The 24657-nt window shown below is 69.6% G+C and carries 21 protein-coding genes; 12 read left to right on the top strand and 9 right to left on the bottom strand.

Going from position 1 to position 24657, the window contains the following annotated elements; genetic code table 11:
* From ACFQ27_RS14000 to ACFQ27_RS13990, 3 genes are all read left to right on the top strand, one after another.
* Window positions 1–866 (top strand): DNA replication and repair protein RecF (locus tag ACFQ27_RS14000; protein ID WP_377354019.1); only part of this gene is annotated, 866 nt, incomplete at its 5' end.
* On the top strand, window positions 863–3280 hold the full coding sequence (gyrB, locus tag ACFQ27_RS13995) for a DNA topoisomerase (ATP-hydrolyzing) subunit B (protein WP_374343725.1): 2418 nt from the start codon (window positions 863–865) through the stop codon (window positions 3278–3280). The genes ACFQ27_RS14000 and gyrB, both read left to right, overlap by 4 nt.
* A gap of 294 nt (window positions 3281–3574) precedes the next feature.
* Window positions 3575–4645, top strand: a complete 1071-nt coding sequence (locus ACFQ27_RS13990) for a methyl-accepting chemotaxis protein (RefSeq protein ID WP_377354017.1) — start codon at window positions 3575–3577, stop codon at window positions 4643–4645.
* Between the two features lie 10 nt (window positions 4646–4655).
* On the opposite strand, the gene recQ is transcribed toward ACFQ27_RS13990, so the two are convergent.
* Window positions 4656–6473 (bottom strand): DNA helicase RecQ, encoded by a 1818-nt coding sequence (gene recQ, locus ACFQ27_RS13985; protein WP_377354016.1) that lies wholly within the window; start codon window positions 6471–6473, stop codon window positions 4656–4658.
* 133 nt (window positions 6474–6606) lie between these two features.
* Here recQ and ACFQ27_RS13980 point away from each other — a divergent pair, with 133 nt between their 5' ends.
* The 4 genes from ACFQ27_RS13980 to ACFQ27_RS13965 all read left to right on the top strand — a co-directional run bounded on the left by ACFQ27_RS13980 (window position 6607) and on the right by ACFQ27_RS13965 (window position 9605).
* Complete coding sequence (locus tag ACFQ27_RS13980) at window positions 6607–6738, top strand: hypothetical protein (RefSeq protein WP_374343719.1); 132 nt, start codon at window positions 6607–6609, stop codon at window positions 6736–6738.
* Window positions 6739–6933: 195 nt separating this feature from the next.
* Window positions 6934–8076, top strand: coding sequence for a DNA cytosine methyltransferase (locus ACFQ27_RS13975; protein WP_377354014.1), 1143 nt, complete (start codon window positions 6934–6936; stop codon window positions 8074–8076).
* 100 nt (window positions 8077–8176) lie between these two features.
* Complete coding sequence (cysK, locus tag ACFQ27_RS13970; protein ID WP_374343715.1) at window positions 8177–9166, top strand: cysteine synthase A; 990 nt, start codon at window positions 8177–8179, stop codon at window positions 9164–9166.
* Window positions 9167–9185: 19 nt separating this feature from the next.
* Window positions 9186–9605, top strand: coding sequence for a very short patch repair endonuclease (locus ACFQ27_RS13965; protein ID WP_377354012.1), 420 nt, complete (start codon window positions 9186–9188; stop codon window positions 9603–9605).
* 117 nt (window positions 9606–9722) lie between these two features.
* Here the strand turns inward: ACFQ27_RS13965 and ACFQ27_RS13960 are convergent, their stop codons facing one another.
* The 4 genes from ACFQ27_RS13960 to ACFQ27_RS13945 all read right to left on the bottom strand — a co-directional run bounded on the left by ACFQ27_RS13960 (window position 9723) and on the right by ACFQ27_RS13945 (window position 14466).
* On the bottom strand, window positions 9723–10175 hold the full coding sequence (locus ACFQ27_RS13960) for an OsmC family protein (RefSeq protein ID WP_374343710.1): 453 nt from the start codon (window positions 10173–10175) through the stop codon (window positions 9723–9725).
* A complete protein-coding gene (locus ACFQ27_RS13955; protein ID WP_374343708.1) occupies window positions 10175–11962 on the bottom strand; it encodes an acyl-CoA dehydrogenase C-terminal domain-containing protein in 1788 nt (595 codons plus the stop codon). Before ACFQ27_RS13955 ends, ACFQ27_RS13960 begins: the two co-directional genes overlap by 1 nt.
* A gap of 112 nt (window positions 11963–12074) precedes the next feature.
* Window positions 12075–12551 (bottom strand): MerR family transcriptional regulator, encoded by a 477-nt coding sequence (locus ACFQ27_RS13950; RefSeq protein ID WP_377354011.1) that lies wholly within the window; start codon window positions 12549–12551, stop codon window positions 12075–12077.
* Between the two features lie 232 nt (window positions 12552–12783).
* Complete coding sequence (locus ACFQ27_RS13945) at window positions 12784–14466, bottom strand: lysine--tRNA ligase (RefSeq protein WP_377354010.1); 1683 nt, start codon at window positions 14464–14466, stop codon at window positions 12784–12786.
* Between the two features lie 114 nt (window positions 14467–14580).
* On the opposite strand from ACFQ27_RS13945, the gene phnD reads away from it, so the two are divergent.
* The gene (gene phnD, locus ACFQ27_RS13940; RefSeq protein WP_377354009.1) at window positions 14581–15579 is read left to right on the top strand and encodes a phosphate/phosphite/phosphonate ABC transporter substrate-binding protein; all 999 of its coding nucleotides are present in this window, start codon (window positions 14581–14583) and stop codon (window positions 15577–15579) included.
* A 137-nt stretch (window positions 15580–15716) separates the two neighbouring features.
* Here the strand turns inward: phnD and ACFQ27_RS13935 are convergent, their stop codons facing one another.
* Both ACFQ27_RS13935 and ACFQ27_RS13930 read right to left on the bottom strand, forming a co-directional pair.
* Window positions 15717–16127, bottom strand: a complete 411-nt coding sequence (locus tag ACFQ27_RS13935) for a PaaI family thioesterase (protein WP_374343700.1) — start codon at window positions 16125–16127, stop codon at window positions 15717–15719.
* Window positions 16124–16585 (bottom strand): PaaI family thioesterase, encoded by a 462-nt coding sequence (locus ACFQ27_RS13930; RefSeq protein WP_374343698.1) that lies wholly within the window; start codon window positions 16583–16585, stop codon window positions 16124–16126. Before ACFQ27_RS13930 ends, ACFQ27_RS13935 begins: the two co-directional genes overlap by 4 nt.
* 351 nt (window positions 16586–16936) lie before the next feature.
* Here ACFQ27_RS13930 and ACFQ27_RS13925 point away from each other — a divergent pair, with 351 nt between their 5' ends.
* Window positions 16937–17947: a ligase-associated DNA damage response exonuclease gene (locus ACFQ27_RS13925; RefSeq protein WP_374343696.1), complete on the top strand. Its 1011-nt coding sequence runs from the start codon at window positions 16937–16939 to the stop codon at window positions 17945–17947.
* Entirely contained in the window at window positions 17944–19548 is a 1605-nt protein-coding gene (locus ACFQ27_RS13920; protein ID WP_377354008.1) for a cisplatin damage response ATP-dependent DNA ligase, read from the top strand. Before ACFQ27_RS13925 ends, ACFQ27_RS13920 begins: the two co-directional genes overlap by 4 nt.
* Here ACFQ27_RS13920 and ACFQ27_RS13915 read toward each other — a convergent pair.
* A complete protein-coding gene (locus ACFQ27_RS13915; protein ID WP_377354007.1) occupies window positions 19545–20072 on the bottom strand; it encodes a D-glycero-alpha-D-manno-heptose-1,7-bisphosphate 7-phosphatase in 528 nt (175 codons plus the stop codon). The genes ACFQ27_RS13920 and ACFQ27_RS13915 overlap by 4 nt on opposite strands.
* Window positions 20073–20165: 93 nt before the next feature.
* Between ACFQ27_RS13915 and ACFQ27_RS13910 the strand changes: the two genes are divergently transcribed.
* Both ACFQ27_RS13910 and ACFQ27_RS13905 read left to right on the top strand, forming a co-directional pair.
* Window positions 20166–21962, top strand: a complete 1797-nt coding sequence (locus ACFQ27_RS13910) for an ABC transporter ATP-binding protein (protein ID WP_374343689.1) — start codon at window positions 20166–20168, stop codon at window positions 21960–21962.
* A 92-nt stretch (window positions 21963–22054) separates the two neighbouring features.
* Window positions 22055–23137, top strand: a complete 1083-nt coding sequence (locus tag ACFQ27_RS13905) for a GNAT family N-acetyltransferase (RefSeq protein WP_377354006.1) — start codon at window positions 22055–22057, stop codon at window positions 23135–23137.
* A gap of 7 nt (window positions 23138–23144) precedes the next feature.
* Here ACFQ27_RS13905 and ACFQ27_RS13900 read toward each other — a convergent pair whose 3' ends face one another.
* Window positions 23145–24632 (bottom strand): hypothetical protein, encoded by a 1488-nt coding sequence (locus ACFQ27_RS13900; RefSeq protein ID WP_377354005.1) that lies wholly within the window; start codon window positions 24630–24632, stop codon window positions 23145–23147.
* Between the last annotated feature and the right edge of the window lie 25 nt (window positions 24633–24657).

Raw genomic sequence — 24657 nt, 5'->3', positions numbered from 1 at the left:
GGGTCGAGAGCGCCGGCGCCGCGCGCCGGGTCGTGCGGCTGGAGGGCGAGACCGTGCCGCCGGGCCGGCTGGCCGACCATCAGCGCCAGGTCTGGCTGACCCCGGCCCAGGATCGGCTGTTCCTGGAGGGGGCCGGCGATCGGCGCCGGTTCTTCGACCGCCTGGTGTTCGCCGCCGAGCCGACCCACGCGGCCCACGCCAGCGCCTATGAGAAATCCATGCGCGAGCGGCTGCGCCTGCTGACTGACGGGCCTGCGGACGCGGCCTGGTTGACGGCCCTGGAGGCGCGGATGGCCGAGGCCGGGACACTGATGGCCGATGCGCGGGCGCGCACCCTGGCCGCCCTGCAGGCCGAGATCGACAGCCGGGGCGAGCGGCCCTTCCCCCAGGCCCGCATGACCCTGACCGGCGACTGGGAGCGGATGGCCGGCGAGGGGCTGGATTTCGCCGAAATCGAGGGCCGACTGGCCCGGGCTCTGGCCTCGGCGCGGGAGCGGGATGCGGCGGCGGGACGCTCCCTGACCGGCCCCCATCGAGGGGATCTGGAGGTGATCCACGCCGAAAAGGACCGCCCCGCCGCCGAATGCTCCACGGGCGAGCAGAAAGCCCTGATTCTGAACCTTGTTCTGGCCCAGGGCGCGCGTCTTTCGCGTGCAGAATCAGCGCCAAACCCTATATTGCTGTTGGACGAAGTCGCAGCGCATCTGGACCGCCGCCGGCGGGCCGCGCTGTTCGACGAAATCGAGGCGCTCGGGCTCCAGGCCTTCCTGACCGGCACGGACGAGCACCTCTTCGAGGATCTGAAAGGTCGCGCCCAAGGCGTCCGTGTGGACGGCCAGGCCCTGACCATGCTGGACGGCGAATGAGCGAAGAACACGAAACGAGCGGCGCGGCGGAATACGGCGCGGACTCCATCAAGGTGCTGAAGGGCCTGGACGCGGTGCGCAAGCGTCCCGGCATGTACATCGGCGACACCGACGACGGGTCTGGCCTGCACCACATGGTCTATGAGGTGGTGGACAACGCCATCGACGAGACCCTGGCCGGCTACGCCACCCGCGTCGAGGTGATCCTCAACGCTGACGGCTCCTGCACGGTCACCGACGACGGCCGCGGCATTCCCACCGATATCCACGAGGGCGAAGGCGTCTCGGCGGCCGAGGTCATCATGACCCAGCTGCACGCGGGCGGGAAGTTCGACCAGAACTCCTACAAGGTCTCCGGCGGCCTGCACGGGGTGGGCGTCTCGGTGGTGAACGCCCTGTCCGACTGGCTGAAGCTGAAGATCCACCGCAACGGCCAGACCCACGAGATGGAGTTCCGGCGCGGCGACGCGGTCTCGCCCCTGAAGGTGATCGGCGAGTCGCCCCGGCGCGAGAACGGCGAGTACCTGACCGGCACCGAGGTCACCTTCCTGCCGTCCACCGAGACTTTCCGGTTCATCGAGTTCGACCGCAAGACGCTGGAACACCGGCTGCGTGAGCTGGCCTTCCTGAACTCCGGCGTGACCATCTGGCTGAAGGACCATCGCGAGGCCGAGCCCTTCGTCGAGGTCATGCACTATGAGGGCGGCATCGAGGCCTTCGTGCGCCACCTCGACAAGGCCAAGACGCCCTTGATGAAGACCCCCATCGTGGTCCGCGGCAAGCGCGACACGGTGGAGCTGGACCTGTCCCTGTGGTGGAACGACGGCTACCACGAGAACGTCCTGTGTTTCACCAACAACATCCCGCAGCGGGATGGCGGCACCCACCTGGCGGCGTTCCGTTCGGCGCTGACCCGGATCATCTCCAGCTATGCGGAGAGCTCGGGCACGACCAAGCGCGAGAAGGTTTCGGTCTCCGGCGAAGACGCCCGTGAGGGCCTGACCTGCGTCCTGTCGGTCAAGGTGCCGGACCCCAAGTTCTCATCTCAGACCAAGGACAAGCTGGTCTCCTCGGAAGTCCGCCCGGCGGTGGAGAACCTGGTCAGCGAGGGCCTGGCCACCTGGTTCGAGGAACACCCCACCGAAGCCAAGATGATCGTCCAGAAGATCGCCGAAGCCGCCGCCGCCCGCGAAGCGGCGCGCAAGGCCCGCGAACTGACCCGGCGCAAGTCGGCGCTGGACATCACCTCCCTGCCCGGCAAGCTCGCCGACTGCCAGGAGAAGGACCCGGCCCGGTCCGAACTGTTCCTGGTCGAGGGTGACTCGGCCGGCGGCTCGGCCAAGCAGGCGCGCAATCGCGAGAACCAGGCGGTCCTGCCCCTGCGCGGCAAGATCCTGAACGTGGAGCGGGCCCGGTTCGACAAGATGCTGTCGTCGGACCAGGTGGGCACCCTGATCACGGCGCTGGGCGCCGGGATCGGCCGCGACGACTTCGACATCGAGAAGCTGCGCTACCACAAGATCGTCATCATGACCGACGCCGACGTGGACGGGGCGCACATCCGCACCCTGCTGCTGACCTTCTTCTATCGGCAGATGCCGACGGTGATCGAGCGCGGCTATCTCTATATCGCCCAGCCGCCGCTCTATAAGGCGTCCAAGGGCAAGTCGGCCCGCTACCTGAAGGACGACGCCGAGCTTGAGACCTACCTGATCGACGAGGGCGTCGACGGCGCGACCCTGGACCTGGCCTCGGGCGAGCGCCTGACCGGCCAGGACCTCCTGGCCCTGGTGCAGCAGGCCCGCGGCGCCAAGGCCAATATCGAGCGCCTGTCGGCCCGGGCGCCGGCCTTCGCCATTGAGCAATCCGCCCTGGCCGGCCTGCTGGCCGAGGGCGGCGACGTGGCCAAGGCCGCGGCCCGCCTGGACCTCTACGCCGAGGAAGGCGACGGCCACTGGTCGGGCGAGCCGGCGCCGGCCGGCGGTTACGCCTTCTCCCGGATCCGCCGCGGCGTGACCGAGCGCGTGGTGCTGGACGACCTGCTGCTCAACGCCGCCGACGCCCGGCGCCTGGCCGAGCGGGCCGCAGCCATGGCCGACACCTTCGCCAAGCCCGCGACCTTCCTGCGGCGCGACCGGTCGACCACCGTGCGCGGGCCCTTGGACCTGTTCGGCGCGGTGATGGAAGCCGGCCGCCGGGGCCTGTCGATCCAGCGCTATAAGGGGCTGGGCGAGATGAACCCCGAGCAGCTGTGGGAGACCACCCTGGACGCCGACGCCCGCACCCTGCTGCAGGTCAAGGTGAACCACTCCGAGGACGCCGACGGCCTGTTCGCCCGGCTGATGGGCGACGTGGTCGAACCCCGCCGCGAGTTCATCCAGGAGAACGCCCTGGACGCCGAGGTGGACGTCTAAACGCCCATCCAGAGTCGAGGCGGCGGCGAATCAGCCGTCTCCGGTCTCGCGGACCACGCCGGATCCGGCTGAAACAAGCCTGGGTGTGTGGCGAGGGGTCGCACGCGAAAATTGAAACCGTGCGTAGAGGCGCCCGGCGGGTGGGCGCCGCTCCGCCGCGCCGCCTGTTGTAACGGCGCCGGTAACATCCGCGCTGTCAGGCGTTCGACGTTACGCCCGCCGCCCCCTAAGCTTTGCCTCGCGACATGTGAGTTCAACCTGTGATGGGGGCTGTCCGGCCCCCTGGAGTGCGGCGTGGCCGAGGCGGAAGGCAGTCTGGTTCCCGAGCGTATCCTGGAGCTGTCGGAGCGCCTGTCGAAGGTGGCCGGCGCCAAGATCGGCGAGATCTCCACCATCAACCGCGAAGCCAAGATGCTGGCGATCAACGCCCTGATCACCGCGGCGCGGGCGGGCGAGGCGGGCAAGGCCTTCGCCATCGTGGCCGAGGAGTTCAAGCGGATCGCCAGCGAGATCGACGACGTGGCGATCGGCATGGAGACCCAGGTCCGCGCCGACCTGCGGGAGCTGTCGGCGGTGGGCGCCGCGATCCTCAGTCACCTGCGCGGCCAGCGGCTGGCCGACTTGGCGCTCAACGCCATCGAGATCATCGACCGCAACCTCTATGAGCGGACCTGCGATGTGCGCTGGTGGGCGACGGATTCCGCCGTGGTCGACTGCGTGGCCCAACCCGGCCCGGAGGCTTCGCGCCATGCGTCCAGCCGGCTGAAGGTCATCCTCGACGCCTACACCGTCTATCTGGATCTGTGGATCTGTGACGCCCGCGGCCGGGTGGTCGCCACCGGCCGGCCGGAGAAGTATGCGGCGACCCGCGACCTGTCGGTGGCCGCCGCGCCCTGGTTCCAGCAGGCGATGCGCACGGCCTCCGGCGATGAGTTCGTGGCCTGTGACGTCGCCCGCGAGGCGGCCCTGGCTGGCGCGCCGGTCGCCACCTACGCCACCGCCATCCGCCAGGGCGGCAAGGCGACGGGCCGGCCGGTCGGCGTGCTGGGTGTGCATTTCGACTGGCGCCCCCAGGCCCAGGCGGTGGTCGACGGGGTGCGGCTGACCGGCGAGGAAGCCGCCCGCTCGCGGATCATGCTGCTGGACCACAAGGGCCGGGTATTGGCCTCCTCGGACCGCAAGGGCGAGCTGGAGGAGGTGTTCCACCTGCCCGGCGACGCGGTGAGCATGGGCAGCTACGCCATCGACGGGGCGACGGTGGGCTATGCCCTGACCCCCGGCTACGAGACCTATCGCGGGCTCGGCTGGTACGGCTGCATCCTGCAGCGCGAGGCGGCGGCCGGCGAGGGCGTGCGGGCGGCCTAGACGGAGGGGCCTAGTCCCACCCCTTCAGAACGTCCATCACCGCCGCGCCGTAGCGGGCGAGCTTGCCTTCGCCGACGCCGGAGATGGCGGCCAGGTCTGACAGGCCGCCGGGGCGGCGCACGGCGATCTCGGCCAGGGTGCGGTCGTGGAAGATCACATAGGGCGGCAGGTGCTGGCGGGCCGCCTCGTCCCTCCTCCACGTGCGAAGCGCCTCGAACACCGGCTGGTGGCGGGCGTCCATGATGGCGTCCTCGCGCACCTTGCGGCGGGGGCGGCGGGCCTCCTTGGGCTCGGCGCCCTTGCGCAGGGCGACCTCGCGTTCGCCGCGATAGACCTTGCGCACCTCGGCGGCGTCGCCCAGCCCGATCAAGGGGCGGCCGTCATTGGGATCCTCGCGCAGCAGGCCGTCGAACAGCAGCTGGTCCACCAGGTCGCGCCAGCCGTCGGCGGACAGCTCCTGGCCGACGCCGAAGGTCGACAGGCCGGCCTCGAAGGCGGACGGGTCCTTGGTCTTGCCCAGCAGGTGGTCGATCAGCCGGCCGCGCCCGAACCGGCCGCCCAGGCGGTGGACGGCGGACAGGGCCTTTTGCGCCGCCTGGGTGGCGTCGAGGGTTTCGATCTGGCCCAGGCAGACGTCGCACTGGCCGCAGGGCGCCACGCCCTCCTCGCCGAAATAGCGGCGGACGGCGGCGGCGCGGCAGGCGGTCCCGTCCAGCATGGCGTAGAGCTGGCGGATCTTGCGGCCCTGGACCTGCTTGACCTCGTCGTCCACCTCGCGGCCGTCCAGGCGGCGGAACGCCCAGGCCATGTCGGCGGCGCCATAGAGGGTGATGCCCTCGGCGGGTTCGCCATCGCGGCCGGCCCGGCCGATCTCCTGCCAATAAGCCTCGATGGAGCCGGGGGGATCAGCGTGGATCACATAGCGCACGTCGGGTTTGTCGACGCCCATGCCGAAGGCGATGGTCGCCACCATCACCGCCTCGTCGGCCTCGAGGAATTTCTCCAGCCGCTCGGCCCGGACCGCCTTATCGAGGCCGGCGTGGTAGGCGAGCGCCGGGGCGCCGGCCTGGCGCAGGGCCTCGGCCAGCTTGTCGGCGCTGTCGCGGGAGCCGGCATAGACCACGCCGGAGCGGTTGGGCCTCGCCTGGACCAGCTCCATCACCCGCTTGTGGCCGGCGCCGCGCTTACGCTCCGCCGACAGGATCAGCTCGGGTCGGGCGAAGCTGGCCACGAACTCGGCGCAGTCCTTGAGGCGCAGCTCGGCGCGGATGTCCTCGCGGGTCCGGTTGTCCGCCGTGGCGGTGACCGCCAGGCGCGGCGCATCGGGATACATCTCCGCCAGTCGGCCGAGCATGCGGTACTCGGGGCGGAAGTCATGGCCCCACTGGCTGACGCAGTGGGCCTCGTCGATGGCGATCAGGGACAGGGGCGTGCGCGACAGCCGCTCCAGCATCCAGGGCTGCATCAGGCCTTCGGGCGAGACATAGAGCAGGTCGAGCTCGCCGGCCTCGATCCGGGACCAGGTTTCGGCCCGCTCGCGGGGCTCGACATTGGAATCCAGCCGGGCGGCGGCGACGCCGGACTGGGTCAGGCCCGCCACCTGGTCGGCCATCAGGGCGATCAGCGGCGAGACCACCAGGCCGAGGCCTGGCCGCAGCATGGCGGGAATCTGATAGCAGACGCTCTTGCCGCCGCCGGTGGGCAGCACGGCCAAGGCGCTGCGGCCCTCCAGGGCCTCGGTGATCACCTGGGCCTGCAGGCCCCGGAACTCGGCGTGGCCGAAGGTGCGGCGCAGAATCTCCCGGGCCTGGTCCAGAGACGGATGCATGGGCGGGCTTATGACCCGCGTCGGGCGGACGGGTCCAGGCGCGCGACCCTGGAAATCTATGGCGGGCTTTTCGGAACCTTAACTATGGGCGCCCCAGTCTGGGCGCGGACGAAGGGTTCGGAGGACCCTCAACATGGCGCTGAAAGCCTTCATGGCCGCCCTGGCCCTCGCCGCGATCGCGGTAGGCCTGATGTTGCCGGTCCCGCACGCCGGCAAGGCCGCCGCCCAATCCCAGATCGCCACGGTGCAACTCGGGGCGGGGTAGTTCTCAAGCCCGGCAACTACGGACCTGGTTGTTTAGAACTGACTCCCCGCCGGCGCATCGGCCGGGGGCGGGGCCGGCGCGCCGTCGGGGGCCTGGGGCTGGCAGGCGCTGAGGGCTGCGGCGACGAGCAGCAGGGCCAACATCCTCATGGCGGCGTCCTTTCGATCCGGCCGGCATAGGCTAATCTTGATCGGGATGAGTCGGAACCACCGCCTGAGCTTCTACGAATTCTTCGCCGGCGGCGGCATGGCGCGCCTGGGCCTGGGCGAGGCCTGGACCTGCGCCTTCGCCAACGACTTTGATCCGGTGAAGGCCCGAACCTATCGCGACAACTTCGCCGACGCCGCCGAGCACTTTGTCGAGGGCGATGTCTGGAAGCTGGAGCCCTCCGACTTGCCGGGCCAGGCGGACCTGGCCTGGGCCTCGTCGCCCTGCCAGGACTTCAGCCTGGCGGGCGCGCGGGCGGGGCTGAAGGGCGGCCGGTCATCGGCCTTCTTCGGCTTCTGGAAACTGATGGAGGCCCTCGTCGCCGAGGGCCGCGCACCGCGCACCATCGTCGTTGAGAATGTGGTGGGCCTGTTCACCTCGCACGGCGGAGCGGACTTCACCGCCCTGTGCCGGGCGCTGGCCTCGCAGGGCTATCGGTTCGGGGCGCTGGAGATCGACGCGGCGGCCTTCCTGCCCCAGTCGCGGCCCCGGGTTTTCGTCATCGCGACCCGTGAGGCCGTGCCCGAAGCCCTGCAAGGCGACAGTCCGTTCCAGACGCGGGCGGTGCGTGAGGCGCACGACCGGCTGCCGGCCGACCTGGCCGCCGGCTGGATCTGGTGGCGCGGCGAGGCGCCCCTGCGCCGCAACGCCCAGCTGGCCGACCTGCTGGATCCGGATGCGGGCGCCGACTGGCATCCGCCGCAGAAGACCGCCGAGCTCCTGGCCCTGATGTCGCCCCTGCACCGGGCGCGGATCGAGCAGCTGCGGGCCGCCGGCGGCCGGGCGGCGGGCGGGCTGTTCCGGCGGATGCGAGTGGAGAACGGGGTCAAGGTCCAGCGGGCGGAAGCACGGTTCGACGGCCTCGCCGGCTGTCTGCGCACGCCGCGCGGCGGCTCCTCGCGCCAGACCCTGGTGGTGGTGGACGAGGGCAAGGTGCGGACCCGGCTGATCAGCGGCCGTGAAGGGGCGCGGCTGATGGGGCTGCCGGAGACCTATCGCCTGCCCAAGGCGGCGACCTCGGCCCTGCATGTCTGCGGCGACGGGGTGGCGGTTCCGGCGGTGCGCTGGCTGGCCGAGACCTTGCTGGAGCCCCTGCTGGCGGCGGACCAGCGGGCCGACGCGGCGGCCTAGCCCATAGAAAAGCTATAAAGCTCGGCCACAGGAAGACCCTTCCAAATCCGGCCCGGAGGCCTAAGTTCGCAGGCTCAAGATCTCATTGGGACTGCACGCCATGGCCGACTCCGCCGCCAACGCCTACGACGCCGCCCGCTATAAGCGCGCTGGCCGGGGCAAGATCTACGACTCGATCGTCGACACCATCGGCGACACGCCCCTGGTGGCCCTGCCCAACCTGACCAAGGCGCTGAAGCCCAAGGGCACGGTGCTGGCCAAGCTGGAGTTCTTCAACCCGATCAGTTCGGTGAAGGACCGGATCGGCGTCTCGCTGATCGAGAGCCTGGAGGTCGCGGGCCATCTGAAGCCGGGCTCGACCATTGTCGAGCCGACCAGCGGCAACACCGGCATCGCGCTGGCCTTCGTCGCCGCGTCCAAGGGCTACAAGCTGATCCTGTGCATGCCCGAGAGCATGTCCATCGAGCGCCGCAAGATGCTGCTGCTGCTGGGCGCCAAGCTGGAGCTGACCCCGCCCGAGCGCGGCATGGCCGGCGCTGTGGCCCGCGCCAAGGAACTGGTCGACGCCATTCCCGGCGCCGTCATGCCGCAGCAGTTCGACAACCCGGCCAACCCGCTGATCCACCGGGTCTCCACCGCCGAGGAGATCTGGAACGACACCGAGGGCCGGGTGGATGCGGTGATCTCCGGCGTCGGCACCGGCGGCACCATCACCGGCATCGGCCAGGTGCTGAAGGCCCGCAAGCCCAGCGTGAAGATGATCGCGGTGGAGCCGGCCTCCTCGCCGGTGCTGTCCGGCGGCTCGCCCGCCCCGCACAAGATCCAGGGCATCGGCGCGGGCTTTGTGCCCTCGGTCCTCGACCGTGGGGTGATGGACGAGATCGTCCAGGTGACCAACGACGACGCCTTCGCCATGGCCCGCCGAGTGGCGGCCGAGGAAGGCATCCCCGTGGGCATTTCCTCCGGCGCGGCCCTGACGGCGGCCTTCGACGTCGCCTCGCGCGACGAGATGGCCGGCAAGGTGGTGGTGGCGATCATCCCCAGCTTCGCAGAACGCTACCTGTCGACGGCCCTGTTCGAAGGGCTCTGAGCCCCAAGGATCGGCTCCGATGACCGACGTCTACCCGCCGGAGAAGCGCTCGGCGGTGATGCGCCAGGTCAAGGGCAAGGACACCACGCCGGAAATGGCGGTGCGCAAGGTCCTGACGGCCTTAGGCGCCCGCTATCGGCTGCACCGCAAGGACCTGCCGGGCTCCCCGGACATCGTGTTGCCGGGGCGCAGGCTCGCCGTCTTCGTCCACGGCTGCTTCTGGCATGGGCACGACTGCGCCCGCGGGGCGCGGGTTCCCAAGGCCAACCGCGACTACTGGGTCGCCAAGGTGGACCGCAACCGGGCGCGGGACGTGCGCAACCGCGAGGCGCTCGAAGCGTCGGGCTGGCGGGTGGAGACGGTCTGGGAGTGCGACCTTAAGGACCGGCCGGGCTTGGAGACGCGGTTGCGGGGCGTGCTGGGGATCCCGTCAATCTAGCTCCACGAACCACACAAACCACACGAACACCGCCCACCCGCACATCCCGGTGAATGACGGGGTGATCGGACATTGATCCAGTTCGTGTGGTTTGTGTGGTTCGTGGACCGATGTTCCCTAGCCCACCACCACCTCGGTCTTCACTGAGTTGGCGATGAAGCACTCCTCGTGGGCCTGGTGGTGGAGGTCGGACAGGACCTCGGCGGTGGGTTCGTCGCCCTGCCAGGTGATCTTCGGCTTCAGCCAGACCTTGGTGACCGCCATCCGACCGGGCGCGATCTCTTCCATGATCCCCTCGGCGTCGTCCTCGTAGGCCGTGCAGACGAAGCCGGCGAGGCGGGCCTTATGCAGGAAGGTCAGCATGTGGCAGTTGGAGAGGGCGGCGACGAACATCTCCTCCGGGTCCACCGCCTCCTCGACCGCCCACTTGCCGACCACGTGCGGCGAGGCCGAGGCGGGCATGATCAGGCCGCCGTCGAAACTCACCACATGGCCGCGGCTGTAGCGGCCCTTGGCGAAGTCCTCGCCGTCGCGCAGGGCCCAGGCGATGCGGGCGACATACTTGGCCATCAGAACGCCTCGGCCGGCAGGGCCATCATCAGCTCCGAGCCGGTGATCGCCTTCTTCAGGTGGGCGTCGGCGTCGGGCAGCAGGCGCTGCACGAAATAGCGGCCGACGGTGAGCTTGGTCTGGTAGAACGGGTCGGCCGAGCCGGCGGCGATGGCGGCCAGCGAGGCCTTGGCCATCAGCGCCCACATGTAGGCCAGGCCGGTCAGGCCGAAGAGGTGCATGTAGTCGCTGGAGGCGGCGCCGGCGTTGTCCGGATTGGCCAGGCCGTTCTGCATCAGCCACATGGTGCCGTCCTGTAGCTTGGCCTTGGCGGCGGCCAGGCCGTCGACGAACTCCTTCATGCCCTCGGCGCCCGCGTTAGCGGCCACGAAGGCGTCGATCTCGGCGAAGAAGGTCATGACCGCGCGCCCGCCATTGGCCGCCAGCTTGCGGCCCACCAGGTCGAGCGCCTGGACCCCGTTGGTGCCCTCATAGATCAGGGCGATGCGCACATCGCGCATGTACTGGCTGACCGGGAAGTGCTCGGTGAAGCCAGAGCCGCCGTGCACCTGGACCGCGTTGGAGCAGACCTGCAGGCCCTTGTCGGTCAGGTAGCCCTTCACCACCGGGGTGAGCAGGGCCATGTAGTCCGCCGCCTTCTGGCGCACGGCCTCGTCCGGGTGGCTGTGGGACAGGTCGCCCTGCAGGGCGGTCCAGAACATGAAGGCGCGGCCGCCCTCGATCAGGGCCTTGGAGTCCATCAGCATCCGGCGAACATCCGGGTGGACGATGATCGGGTCGGCGGGGCCGTTCGGGTTCTTCGGCCCGGTGAGCGAGCGGCCCTGCAGGCGTTCCTTGGCGAAGCTGGCGGCGGCCTGGTAGGCGGCCTCGGCCTGGGCGACGCCCTGCAGACCCACGCCCAGGCGGGCCTCGTTCATCATCACGAACATCAGGGCCAGACCCCGGTTCTCCTCGCCGACCAGCCAGCCCACCGACTCCTCGTGGCGGATCACGCAGGTGGCGCTGCCGTGGATGCCCATCTTCTCTTCCAGGCCATCGCAGAACACGCTGTTGCGCGGGCCGGGCTTGCCATCGGCGTCAGGGATGAACTTCGGCACGATGAACAGGGAGATGCCGCGCACGCCCTCCGGTGCGCCCTCGATCCGGGCCAGCACCAGGTGGACGATGTTCTCGGCCATGTCGTGCTCGCCGCCGGAGATCCAGATCTTGGTCCCGGAGATCTTGTAGCTGCCGTCGCCTTGCGGGACCGCCTTGGTCCGCAGCAGGCCCAGGTCCGTGCCGCAATGGGGCTCGGTCAGGTTCATGGTCCCGCCCCATTGGCCGGAGGCCAGCTTGGGCAGGTAGAGGTCCTTCTGGGCGTCGGAGCCGCCGTTCAGGATCGCCGAGTAGCAGCCGTGGGTCAGGCCGGGATACATGGAGAAGGCCATGTTCGCCGACGAGCTCATCTCGGAGAAGGACAGGTTGACCACGTGCGGCAGGCCCTGGCCGCCATAGGCCTTCACCGCGCCGATCGCAGGCCAGCCGCCCTCGACCAGCTGGGCGTAAGCCTCTTTGAAGCCCTTGGGCGTGGTGACCGTGTGGTCCGGATTCCAGCGGCAGCCTTCCTTGTCGCCGACGCTGTTCAGGGGGGCGAGCACGCCGGCGGTGAAACGGCCGGCCTCCTCGACGATCTGCTCCACCAGGTCCATCGGCGCGTCCTCGAAGCCGGGGAGGGCCGAATAGGTCTCGAGGTTCAGGACTTCCTTCAGAAGGAAGATGTGGTCGCGGACGGGGGGCGTGTAGCTCATGGGGGATGGGCTCCGGAAATGACGGACGTCAGGTTCGCTATGGCGAACCTGACGCTGTAGTCACGATCTAGAGCTTTTCCGCTGGAAGCGGAACGGCCTTGCTACCGCTAGGTTAGTGCGCGGCTTCCGGGTGGTCGCCCAGGCGGGCGCGCAGGACCTGGTCATAGTCGGCGGCCTGGGGCAGCAGGTCCGGCCGGGTGTTGGCCAGGTGCTGTTCGAGGCGGTTGCAGGCCTCAACCAGGGTGTCGATGGCGTCGTCGATGTCCTTGCGCTGGACCTCGAGGGCCAGGATGCGCTCGCGGAACTTGGCCAGCGACCGGGCGTTCTGGGCGGCGCAATTGTCGCCGACCTCATAGAGGTCCAGGATTTCGCCGATCTCCTGCAGGGAGAGGCCGACGCGCTTGCCGCGCAGGATCAGCTGCAGGCGGGCGCGGTCCTTGTAGGAATAGACCCGGTTCATGCCGTCGCGGGCGGGGGTCAGGAGGCCCTTGTCCTCATAGAAGCGCAGCGCGCGGGGCGTGCACTTAAATTCCTGGCAGAGCTGGCGGATGGTGAAGGTGCGCGCGGGCCGGCGCAGTTCGAGCGGCATGGTCGTCCTCCCTGACTAGGTTGTCGTTGACGGAAACGTAAGGTTGCCTTCCGCGCACGTCAATATAACCGCCGTTCACATATCGCAGCGGGAGGTGATCACGGATGCGTGATCGCCCCAGGCGTGCGTCATGCTCCGGTCTCCGCGCAGCGGGGATCCGGGGGACCCACGGGGCCTGTCAGACATTCAGCTTGGGTCCCCCGGACCGATGGCGCGGCCGGAGGATGACGGCCTAGGCGGTAAACTCGCCGGCCAGCGCCCGCTCGATCAGGGCGATGGTGCGGTCCAGGCCGAAGATGGCGGCGAAGGAGCCGAAGCGCGGGCCCTGGCTCTGGCCCAGCAGGACCTCGTAGAGGGCGGTGAACCAGGCGCGCAGGGGCTCGAACCCGGCGGTCTTGCCGGCCTCATAGACCTCGTTCTGGATCAGCTCGGCGTCCTGGCAGCCGGCCGGCAGGGCCTTGAAGCGGGCCACCAGGTCCAGCATGGCCGCGCGCTCCTTGTCGTCGGGCGCCCGGAAGGTCTTCGAGGGCTTCACGAAGTCCTCGTAGTAGTTGATCGCGTAGTCGCTGAGCCGGTCCAGCAAGGGCTGGCTGGTCGCGTCCGCGCCCGGGATATAGCGCGAGATGAAGCCCCACAGGATGTCCTTGGTGGAGGCGTCGGCGGCCGAGACCAGGTTCAAGAGCAGGGAGAACGACACCGGCGAGCCGGCTTGCGGCGGCGCGCCGCGATGGACGTGCCAGGCCGGATTGTCGATGGGCGTCGCATTGCCCTCGGCCTTCACGCGGTTGAAGGCGTCGAGCTGTTGCAGGTACTCGTCGGCGGCCTTGGGGATGACGTCGAAATAGAGCCGCTTCGCCGACTTGGGCGACTGGTACATGTAGTAGGCCAGGCTCTCGGGCGCGCCATAGCGCAGCCACTCCTCCATGGTCAGGCCGTTGCCCTTGGACTTGGAGATCTTCTGATTGTTCTCGTCCATGAACAGCTCGAAGTGGAAGGCCTGGGGCGGAACCCCGCCCAGCACCTTGGTGAGCTTGTCCGAGACGCGGACGGAATCGATCAGGTCCTTGCCGGAGGCCTCGAAGTCGACCTCAAGCGCCGTCCAGCGGGCGGCCCAGTCGGGACGCCACTGCAGCTTCACATGGCCGCCGGTGACCGGGACCTCGGTCAGGGTCCCGTCCTCGTCCTTGAACACGATGGTCCCCTTGGCGAGGTCGCGCTCCAAGGTCGGGACCTGCAGGACGCGGCCGGTCTTGGGGCTGATCGGCAGGAAGGGCGAATAGGTTGCCCGGCGCTCTTCGCCGAGCGTCGGGAGCATGATCGCCTGGATGGCGTCGAAGCGCTCCAGGAAGCGCAGCAGCACCTCGTCGAACCGGCCGCCAGTGTAGCAGGCCGTCGAGGACATGAATTCGTAGTCGAAACCGAAGCCGTCAAGGAAGGCGCGCAGGCGGGCGTTGTTGTGGGCCGCGAAGCTCTCGTACTCGCCGAAGGGGTCGCGCACGCGGCTGACCGGCTTGTCGCGGTCCTCTTCCAGCATCTCGCGGTTGGGGACGTTGTCCGGGATCTTCCGCAGGCCGTCCATGTCGTCGGAGAAGACGATCAGCTTGGAGGGAATGGCGTCCTCGGTCAGGGCGCGGAAGGCGTTGCGCACCATGGTCGGGCGCGCGGCCTCGCCGAAGGTGCCCATGTGCGGCAGACCCGATGCGCCAAAGCCGCACTGGAAGACGACGGGTTTCTGCAGAGCCTCAAAGGTGCGCGCCGCCTCGTCCGCCTTGCCGGCGGCGATCAGGGTGGCGGCCAGGTCACGCTCGGCGTCGGAGAGGCGGAGCTTGAGGACGCGATCCAGCAGGAGGCGGGCCTGTTCGAAGGGCCAGCTCTTGGCGTCGCGGGCTTGATGGGAGAGACCTTGCAGGGACATGGTCCGCGCGTTAGCGCCCTAAACGCCCGGCCTCAAGAACCAAATCGGCGCGAGCCGTCTCGCAAGCGTCACGAAATGGGAGGATAGGGCGCGGGAATGCCTTGGGGGACGTCGATGAAGACCGCGCTGAAACTCGCTTCGCTGGCCACGCTCAGCCTGCTGGCGGCCTGCGCCAAGCCGGCGGAAAAGCCGCCCGCGAAGAACGAGATCATCTTCTCCATCGTCTCTACCGAAAACGCCCAGTCCCAGGCGGTGCAGTGGGCGCCCTTCCTGGCGGACATGGAAAAGGCCACGGGCCTGAAGGTGAAGCCGTTCTTCGGCGCCAACTATTCGGCGGTGGTCGAGGCCATGCGGTTCAAGCAGACCGACATGGGCTGGTTCACCAACCAGTCGGGGCTGGAGGCGACGCGCCGGGCCGGCGGCGAGGTGTTCGCCCGCACCGCCAAGCCGGACAACAAGCCCGACGGCTACCAGTCGGTGATCATCGTCGGCAAGGACAGCAAGCTGACCCTCGACGACCTGCTGAAGTGCGACAAGACGATCAACTTCGGCATGGGCGACGCCAAGTCGACCTCGGGCACCCTGGCGCCCATGACCTATCTGTTCGCGCCCAAGGGGATCGACCCGGCCGCCTGCTTCAAGACGGTGCGCTCGGCCAACCATGAGACCAACCTGTTCGGCGTGGGCTCGGGCGTGCTGGACGCGGCCACCAACAACACCCAGTCCATCGAACGCCTGGCCGCCAAGCCGGACGCCATGGCCCAGAAGACGGTCAACGGCATCAAGGTGATCTGGACCTCGCCGACCATTCCCGAGGATCCGATGGTCTGGCGCGCCGACCTGGACGCCGCGACCAAGGCCAAGATCTCCAAGTTCATGTTCAGCTACGGCGTCGGGACCGGGCCGGAGGCGGAACGCCAGCGGGCGGTGCTGAAGACCATCCAGACCGGCCCCTTCAAGCCCGCTGACGCGACCCACCTGCTGCCGGTGCGCGAGATGGAGGCGACCGAGAAGCTGATCGAGGCCAAGAACGGCAAGGACCCGGCGGCGATCGCCGCAGCCCAGAAGCTGCTGGATCAGGTACACGCCGAGCAGGCGGCCTTGAAGAAGTAGCTGCGGCTCAGGGTGTCATCCCGGTTTCGGCGCAGCCGAAGGCCGGGACCCATAGACACCTAATTCTCCGGACCGCCCCGCGCGTATGGGTCCCGGCTCTCCGCTTCGCTGCGGCCGGGATGACAGTTTGGGGGCCGTCAGCCCCCCAGCAGGAAGTTGCCCCGCAGCGCGGCGATGGGGTTGTCGCGGGCTTCCTGCCAGGCTTCGACATGCACATTGGCGATGCGGCGGCCGACCTTGCGCAGGTCGGCGCGGGCGTAGGTGGTCATGGACCGGCCTGGGCGCAGGTATTCGATGGTGATGTCGATGGTCTTGTGGACCTTGGGCGTCTCCTGGACCACGGACAGCTGGGCGAGCGCGGTCATTTCCAGGAAGGCTCCGATCACCCCGCCATGCAGGGCCGGCAGGTAGGTGTTGCCGATCAGGTGCGGCGCGAACGGCAGGATGGCGGTCATCTCGTCGCCGGCCAGCTCGGCGGTCATGCCGAGGAAGCGGATATAGGGGACGGAGGCCAGGAAGCTTTTCAGCTGGTCGGCGGGGGTGGTCATTGGCCAGCCTCCGGCGGGGCGGGCTGCGGGACCGGCGTATTGATGATGAAGGCCGCCTGGGCGGTGGCGATGGGATCGTTGGGATCCTCGTCCCAGGCCTGGGCGCGGACGAAGGCGATGGAGCGGGTCAGCTTGTAGCAGTGGGCCTCGGCGGTGATCCCGCTGCGGGGGGCGGCCGGGCGCATATAGTCGATGCGCAGGTCCAGGGTGGCCGTGGAGAAGGCGTCGCGCTTGCCCGCTGTGATCGCCAGGCCGCAGGTGTGGTCCAGGAGGGCGGTGACGACGCCGGACGCGATGACCCCGGTCTCGGGATCGCCCACCAGTTCCTCCCGCCAGGGGGTGCGGATGGAGCCGCGGCCGTCGCCCACCGAGACGAGCTCGAAGCCGAGGGCGGCGGCCTGGGGCACACTGGTCGCCATCTGGGCGGCGGCCATCAGGACAGGATCATTGGCGCTCATATCTCCCAGTGTGGGCCAGGGGACCGGCCAAGGTCAATCCTGACGACGCGTCAGTTTGGGCGGCGGCCGTCCTCAGGCGAGGTTGGCGAGACCGCCCAGCAGGATCGCGGCCATCGGCAGGATGGCGACGAGCAGGGTGGCGAGACCGCCGAAGCGGCCGGCTTGGAAAGAATGGGTCATGGGCTTGGTCTTCCGGTTCTGAACGATGCGCGGGGAGGCGCGTTCGTCGTGAGCGGCGGTATAGACTTGGCCGCTCGCGAATACCCGTTAAGTCTTGGTCATGACGTTGAATTCACAATGTGAATACTCTGTAAGGTGCAGCTGTCGCGGCGGCTTCCCATATGGCCCGGCATGATCCGGCCTGAAGCCCTGCTGCATCCCACGCCTGAAGGCCTGTTCTGTCCGCCGGGCGGCTTCTACGTGGATCCCGTGCGGCCCGTGGACCGGGCGGTGATCACCCACGGCCACTCCGACCATGCCCGCGCCGGCCATGGCGCGGTGCTGGCGACGCCGGAGACGCTGGCGATCATGGCTGAACGCTATGGCGCGGACTTCGCGGGGACGACCCAGGCCTGCGCCTATGGCGCGCGCGTGGAGATCAATGGGGTCGAGGTGTCCCTGGTCCCGGCCGGCCATGTGCTGGGCTCAGCCCAGGCGGTGGTCCGGTGGAAGGGCCTGACCATGGTGGTCAGCGGCGACTACAAGCGCAGGCGCGATCCTACCTGCCCGGCCTTCGAGCCTGTGCCGTGCGACGTGTTCATCAGCGAGGCGACCTTCGGCCTTCCGGTGTTCCGCCATCCGCCGGATGGTGACGAGATCGCCCGGCTGTTGCGCTCGGTCGCCCAGTTCCCCGAGCGGACCCACCTGGTCGGGGCCTATGCGCTCGGCAAGGCCCAGCGGGTGATCCGGCTGCTGCGCGAGGCCGGCTGGGACCGGCCGATCCATGTGCACGGGGCGCTGGAGCGGCTCAACCGGCTCTACGAAGCCCATGGGGTGGACCTAGGTCCCCTTGCGCCCGCCACCGCCTCGGCCAAGGGCGACCTGGCCGGCGAGATCGTCATCGCCCCGCCCTCGGCCCTGCAGGACCGCTGGTCGCGCCGGTTCGCCGACCCGGTGGGGGCCTTCGCCTCAGGCTGGATGAGGGTGCGGGCTCGGGCCCGCCAGCGCGGGGTGGAGCTGCCCCTGGTGCTGTCCGACCACGCTGACTGGGACGAACTCACCGCCACCGTGGACGAGCTGCGCCCCGGCGAGCTGTGGATCACCCACGGCCGCGAGGAGGCCCTGCTGCGCTGGAGTGAACTGCACGGCGTCCCGGCGCGGGCCCTGGCGCTTGTGGGGTATGAAGAGGAGGAGGGGGAGTGAGGGCCTTCGCCGACCTGCTCGACCGCCTGTCCCTGACCGCCTCGCGGAACACCAAGCTCGCCCTGGTGCGGGACTATCTTGCCCAGACGCCGGACCCGGATCGGGGCTGGGCGCTGGCGGCCCTGACCGGCGAACTGGTGTTTGACGCCGCCAAGCCGGGCTTCATCCGCAAGGCCGCCGAGGCGCGGATGGACCCGGTGCTGTTCGGCTGGTCCTACGACTATGTAGGCGACCTTGCTGAGACCGTGGCCCTGGTCTGGGAAGGCCGGCCCGGCGCCAACCGCGAACCCGCCCTGTCCGAAGTGGTGGATGCGCTCGGGAGCGCCAGCCGCGCCGAGGTCCAGCGGCTGATCGAGACCTGGCTGGACACCCTGGACCCCACCGGGCGCTGGGCGCTTCTGAAGCTGATGACCGGGGGCTTAAGGGTCGGGGTCTCGGCCCGGCTGGCCAAGCAGGCGGTCGCGGCGCTAGGGGGCGTGGAGGTCGCCGAGATCGAGGAGATCTGGCACGGGCTGTCGCCCCCTTACGAGGACCTGTTCGCCTGGCTGGAAGGGCGCTCCGACCGGCCAAGCGCGATCTCCCCCGGACGCTTCCGGCCGGTGATGCTGGCCCAGGCCCTCGACGAGGCGGTGGATTTCGCCAGGCTCGACCCAGGCGCCTATCGCGCCGAGTGGAAGTGGGACGGGATCCGGGTGCAGGCGGTGAGCGAGGGCGGCGTGCGCCGGCTCTATTCGCGGACCGGCGACGACATCTCCAGGAGCTTTCCCGACGTGGTCGAGGCGCTGGACTTCGAGGGCGTGATCGACGGCGAGCTGGTGATCCGCAACGGCGCCTCGATCATGAGCTTCAGCGATCTGCAGCAGCGTCTGAACCGCAAGACGACGGACGCCAAGCTGATCCAGAGCCTGCCGGCCGGGATCCGCGCCTATGACCTGTTGGCCGAGGGCGGGGAGGATATCCGCCACCTGCCCTTCGACGACCGCAGGCTGCGGCTCGAGGCCTTCGTGGCGCGGATCGGGTCTGCCCGCATCGACCTGTCGCCCCTGCAGCCCTTCGCCGCCTGGGAGGACCTCGCGCAGCTGAGGGCCGAGCCGCCGGAGGGCGATGCGCGCCTGGCGGAAGGGCTGATGCTGAAGCGCGGGGATTCGATCTATGAGGCCGGCAGGCCCAAGGGGCCCTGGTTCAAGTGGAAGCGGGACCCGCACCTGATCGACGCGGTCTTGATGTACGCCCAGCGGGGGCACGGCAAGCGATCGAGCTTCTATTCTGACTACACCTTCGGGGTCTGGACGATGGACACAACGGGCCAGCGCCACCTGACCCCGGTGGGCAAGGCCTATTTCGGCTTCACCGACGAGGAGCTGAAGCAGATCGACAAGTTCGTGCGTGACAACACGGTGGAGCGGTTCGGGCCCGTCCGCTCGGTCCGCGCCGAGCCGCACTTCGGCCTCGTGCTGGAGGTGGCCTTCGAAGGGCTGCAAAGCTCGACCCGGCACAAGTCGGGCGTGGCCATGCGGTTTCCGCGCATCCACCGCCTGCGCTGGGACAAGCCGCCGGGCGAGGCTGACGAGCTCTCCACCTTGCAGCGGATGCTGGACTAGCGGAGTTCGTCCTGAAGGAACTCGAACAGGTCGCCGCCCTCGAACTTCAGCGCCCGCACGCCGGCGCGCTGGCCGGCCTCCACGTCGCCGTCTTTGTCGCCGACCATCAGGGACCGGGAGACGTCCACCGGGTGCTCGGCCATGGCGCGCAACAGCATGCCGGGATTGGGCTTGCGGTCCGGCGGGTCGGGGTGGCGATAGCGCGCTTCGGCCGCCTCCGGGTGGTGCGGGCAGTAGTAGTAGGCGTCGACGCGCCCGCCCACCGTCTCCAGGTCCCGGCTCATCTGGGCGTGCAGGGCGAGGACATCGGCCTCGCCGTAATAGCCCCGGCCCACCCCGGACTGGTTGGTGACCACGAACACCCACCATCCCGCGGCGTTGAAGGCGGCGATGGCTTCCCGCGCGCCGGGGATCCAGCGGAAGTCCTCCCAGCGATAGACATAGCCGGGGTCCTCGTTCAGCACGCCGTCGCGGTCGAGGAACAGGGCGGGCCGGGGCGGTGCTGCGGAAATGGGCTGGGTCACGGGAGCGTCTTATAGCGCGGGCCTGCGCTTTCGTAAGCCGCGCGGGCCGGTCTATGGTCCTTGCCTGAGCCGCTGTCCGCTTTCGAGGCCCCCTTGTCGTCACCTGTGCTCGCGATCGAGAACCTGAAGGTCGAGTTCGACACCCATGACGGGACCGTCCAGGCGGTGCGCGGGGTGTCGCTGGCGGTAGGACGGGGCGAGACCCTGGGCGTTGTGGGCGAGAGCGGCTCGGGCAAGAGCCAGACCTTCATGGCGGTCATGGGCCTGCTCGCCCAGAACGGCGCCGCGTCCGGCTCAGCGAAGTTCCAGGGCCGCGAGCTCCTGGGGTTGAAGCCGGCGGAGCTGAACAAGGTCCGCGGCTCGAAGATGACCATGATCTTCCAGGATCCGCTGACGGCGCTGACGCCGCATGTGCGGATCGGCGACCAGATCGCCGAGCCCCTGCGCCTGCACCTGGGTTTGTCGGCTAAGGACGCGCACGCCCGGGCTCTGGAGTGGCTGAAGCGCGTGCGCATTCCCGACCCTGAGCGGCGGATGGGCCAATATCCGCACGAACTGTCCGGGGGCATGCGCCAGCGGGTGATGATCGCCCAGGCCATGGCCTGCGGACCGGAGCTGCTGATCGCCGACGAGCCGACGACCGCGCTCGACGTCACCGTCCAGGCCGAGATCCTGGACCTGATGGCCGAGCTGACCCGCGAGACCGGGGCGGCCCTGGTGCTGATCACCCACGACATGGGGGTGATCGCCCGGCTGGCGGACCGGGTCTGTGTGATGAAGGACGGGGCCTATGTGGAGGAGGGGCCGGCCGAGCGCCTGTTCGCCGCCCCGCAGACCGCCTACGCCCGCTCGCTCCTGGACGCCGTGCCCCGGCTGGACCGGCGCGACCGCGGCGGGCGGCCGACCACCTCGCCCGTGAAGCCCGACGCGCCGGTGGTGGCTGAGGCCAAGGACATCAAGGTCTGGTTCCCGGTCCGAGAAGGTCTGTGGGGCCAGCCGCGTCAGCTTAGGGCCGTGGACGGGGTGAGCTTTACGGTCCGCGAGGGCGAGACCCTGGGCGTGGTGGGCGAGAGCGGCTGCGGCAAGTCCACCCTGTCGCGGGCGGTGCTGAACCTGTTGCCGTCCACAGCCGGCGCGGTGACCCTGATGGGCCGTGACATCACGCGGGCGGACCGGGAGACGATGCGCTCGGCCCGTCGCGACCTGCAGATCGTCTTCCAGGATCCCCTGGCCAGCCTCGATCCGCGCATGACCATCGGCGATTCCATCGCCGAGCCCCTGCAGGTGTTCCGGCCCGACCTGACCCGCAGCCTGCGCGACGCCGAGGTGGCGGCGATGATGCAGCGGGTGGGCCTGCCGGCGGGCCTGATCAACCGCTATCCGCATGAGCTGTCCGGGGGCCAGAACCAGCGGGTCGGCATCGCCCGGGCCATGATCCTGAAGCCGAAGCTGGTGATCTGCGACGAGGCGGTCTCGGCCCTCGATGTCGGCGTCCGGGCCCAGATCATCGACCTGCTGATCGCCCTGCAAAAGGAGATGGGCCTGGCGATGATCTTCATCAGCCATGACCTGGCGGTGGTGCGCGAGATCAGCCACCGGGTGATGGTGCTGTATCTGGGCCGGGTGATGGAGCTGGCCGACCGCGACCAGCTCTATGCCGACGCCCGCCACCCCTACACCAAGGCCCTGTTGTCGGCGGCCCCGATCCCTGACCCGAGCGTGGAGCGGACCCGGGCGCGGGTGAAGCTGGCGGGCGAGCCGCCCAGCCCGATGGATCCGAGGGCGGCCCTGCGCTTCCTGCCCTCGCGGCTGGACGCCGCCGAGCCCTATGTCCCGCAGCTGCAGGAGGTGGCGCCCGGCCACTATGTCAGCGAGTTCGACCCCGCCTGAGGTCGCGTGTGGCGCGATCCCAATTGCAACCCCCCGGAAAGGAGTCGAGGTCTAAGGTTAAGGACGTCGGCTTACTGTGCGGGACCGCCTGAGTGGAAATCGAAGTTCTCCGTCCGCAAGACCTGTCGCCTGCCCGCATGGAGCGCTGGCGGGAGCTGCAGGCGTCCGACATCCGTCTCGACAGCCCGTTCCTGTCGCCGCAATGGGCCCGCGCCGTGGAGCGAGCCCAGGGCGAGGGGGCGCGTCATGTCCGGGTGGCGGTGCTGCGCCAGGACGGCCGCGACGTCGGCTATTTCGCCGCGCGGGCCGGCAGCGTCACCGCCATGCCGGCGGGCGCGCCGATGTGCGACTACCAGGGCCTGGTGGCCGAGCCCGGCGTGAAGATCGACGCGCGCGAGCTGGTCGAGGCCCTCGGCGTCAATCGCTTCGATTTCTGCCACATGCTGGCGGAGGACCAGAGCTTCGCCCCCCACGCCCGGGGTCAGGTGACCAGCCACGTGGTCGATGTGGGCCAGGGCTATGCCGCCTATGAGGCCGCGCGCCGGGCGGCGGGCACCTCTGTGCTGAAGGATTGCGACAAGAAGCGCCGCAAGGTGGAGCGCGAAGTGGGCGAGGCCCGCTTCACCGCCTTCTCGCGGTCGCGGGCCGACTTCGACAGCCTGGTGGCCTGGAAGCGGGCCCAGCTGCACGCCACCGGCCAGACCGACCTGTTCGAGACCGGCTGGACCATGCGCCTGCTGCGCGACCTGTTCGCCAGCCGTGACCCGGACTTCGGCGCCACCCTGTTCACCCTGCACTTCGGCGAGCGGCTGGCGGCGGTGCACCTGCACCTGCGCGGTCGGCGCACCGTCCATGGCTGGCTGATCGCCCACGACCCCGAGTTCGAGCGCTACTCGCCGGGCATCCTGCTGTTCCAGGACATCCTGCGCTGGATGGACCAGACGCCCTACAGCCGGCTGGATCTGGGTCCCGGCGACTACCGCTTCAAGCGCGAGCTGGCCAATCTGGGCCAGGACGTCACCTTCGGCTTTGTCGGCCGGCCCTCCGCGGCGGCCTTTATCCGCACGGCGGCCTATGGCGTGCGCGCCGCCGCCGAGGCCCTGCCGCTCGGACGGGTCTCCGAACTGCCCGGCAAGGCCATGCGCCGGCTGGATACGATCCGCGGCCTGCGCTGATCAGCGCCTAGCCCTTCACACAGGCCAAGACCCCCGCGGGGCCGGGCGCTGTCCGCTGGCACGACCAGCCGGGCGCCTTGTCGAGCGTCGGCGGGAAGCGGTGCGCGGCGGTGTGGCCGTCTTGGTTGTAGAGCCAGATAAAGCCGGGCATTGCCCCTGAGGCCGCTTGAGGGATCAGGCGGTTGGGGTCCTGGTCGGGCGTGACCACCAGGGGCGTGACCCGCACGGGGCGTCCGGCGCGCTGGAAGAACACGCCGCCGACGCGGGCGATGGTGTCCGGCGGGATGATCGGCGTGACCTCGTGGTCCCAGAGGAAAACGACGTCGGTGACGCCCTTGGCCATCAGGAATTCCGAGGCGGTCTCGAACTCGTAGCGGGGCAGGGGGCGGCGGGGACCAAGGCCATCCAAGGCCGGGCTGACCTGCAGGCCCAGCCACAGGAAGACCAGGCCGCCCAGGGCGAGGCTGGGCCTGGGGCCGGCCTGGGCGATGAGGACCAGGCCGAGCATCAGGGCCGGGGCCGCGGGGATCAGGTAGCGCGGCGATAGGCCCGACCCCGTCAGGGCGAAGGCCAGCACCAGGGCGAAGGCCAGGACCCCTGACCCGGCGGTGAGCCAGATGGCGGCTGGCGGGACCTCAAGTTCCGCATCGTCGCGGCGGCCCGCCAGGCGGGCCAGGATCAGGACGAGGGCGGCGCCGGCCAGGGCCAGCGGCCCGATAGGATTGACCAGGAAGGTCGCCACCTGGACCACGCCGGCGGCGGTGAGGTCCGGATGCCAGACCTTGCCCAGGGCGGAGAACCGCTTCAGCTGCGGCGCGTGCCAGGCGATCTCGGCGAAGGCCGGGGCAAAGGCCAGCGCCGCCGGCCAGGTGCGCACCGCCTGCAGCCGCCAGCGGGCGAGGTAGATCAAGCCCTGGGCCAGGCCGAAGAACAGGGCGTAGTAGTGAGTGACAATGGCCAGGGCGGCGAGGCCTGCCCAGATCAGCGCCCGCCGAAGGCCCGGCGTCTCCATCAACCGGGCGAAAGCGATCAGCTGGCCGGTGGAGATCGCCAGCAGGAGGGCGTAGCACCGGGCGTCGAGGAAGAAGCCCACGCCCCACCAGGCATAGATCATCAGGCCCCAGCCGATCCGCGCAGGCTGCGACAGGCCAGGGACCTTGATCAGCATGGGCAGGGCGCCGGCGATCGCCACGGCGATCAGGCTGGGCGCGCGCACGGCCAGGTCGCCGGCGCCGAACAGGCCGGTCCAGAGCCTGGCCAGCAGGTAGTAGGCCGGGCCGCCCGGGTCATGCCAGCACTCGCGCAGGAAGCCCGCCCAGGTCTCCTGGCCGGTGATGGCCAGGGTGAAGGTCTCGTCGAACCACAGGGGCTCGGTGAGGGCGAAGCGGATGCGGCCGGCGGCGATCAGCAGGACCAGCAGGGTCAGGACCGCGACCAGCCCGCGTCGCGGCGTTGGCCGGCGGGGAAAGGTGAACGCCAAGGCGGGTTCGGTCATGGCGTGGGCCTGCAAGGGATCTCGT

Source organism: Phenylobacterium conjunctum (genome assembly GCF_042679085.1).
In the GTDB taxonomy this organism is placed as follows: Bacteria; Pseudomonadota; Alphaproteobacteria; order Caulobacterales; family Caulobacteraceae; genus Phenylobacterium; species Phenylobacterium conjunctum.
Note: the sequence above shows the minus strand (reverse complement) of the source record. Positions and strands in the feature narration are given on the sequence as shown.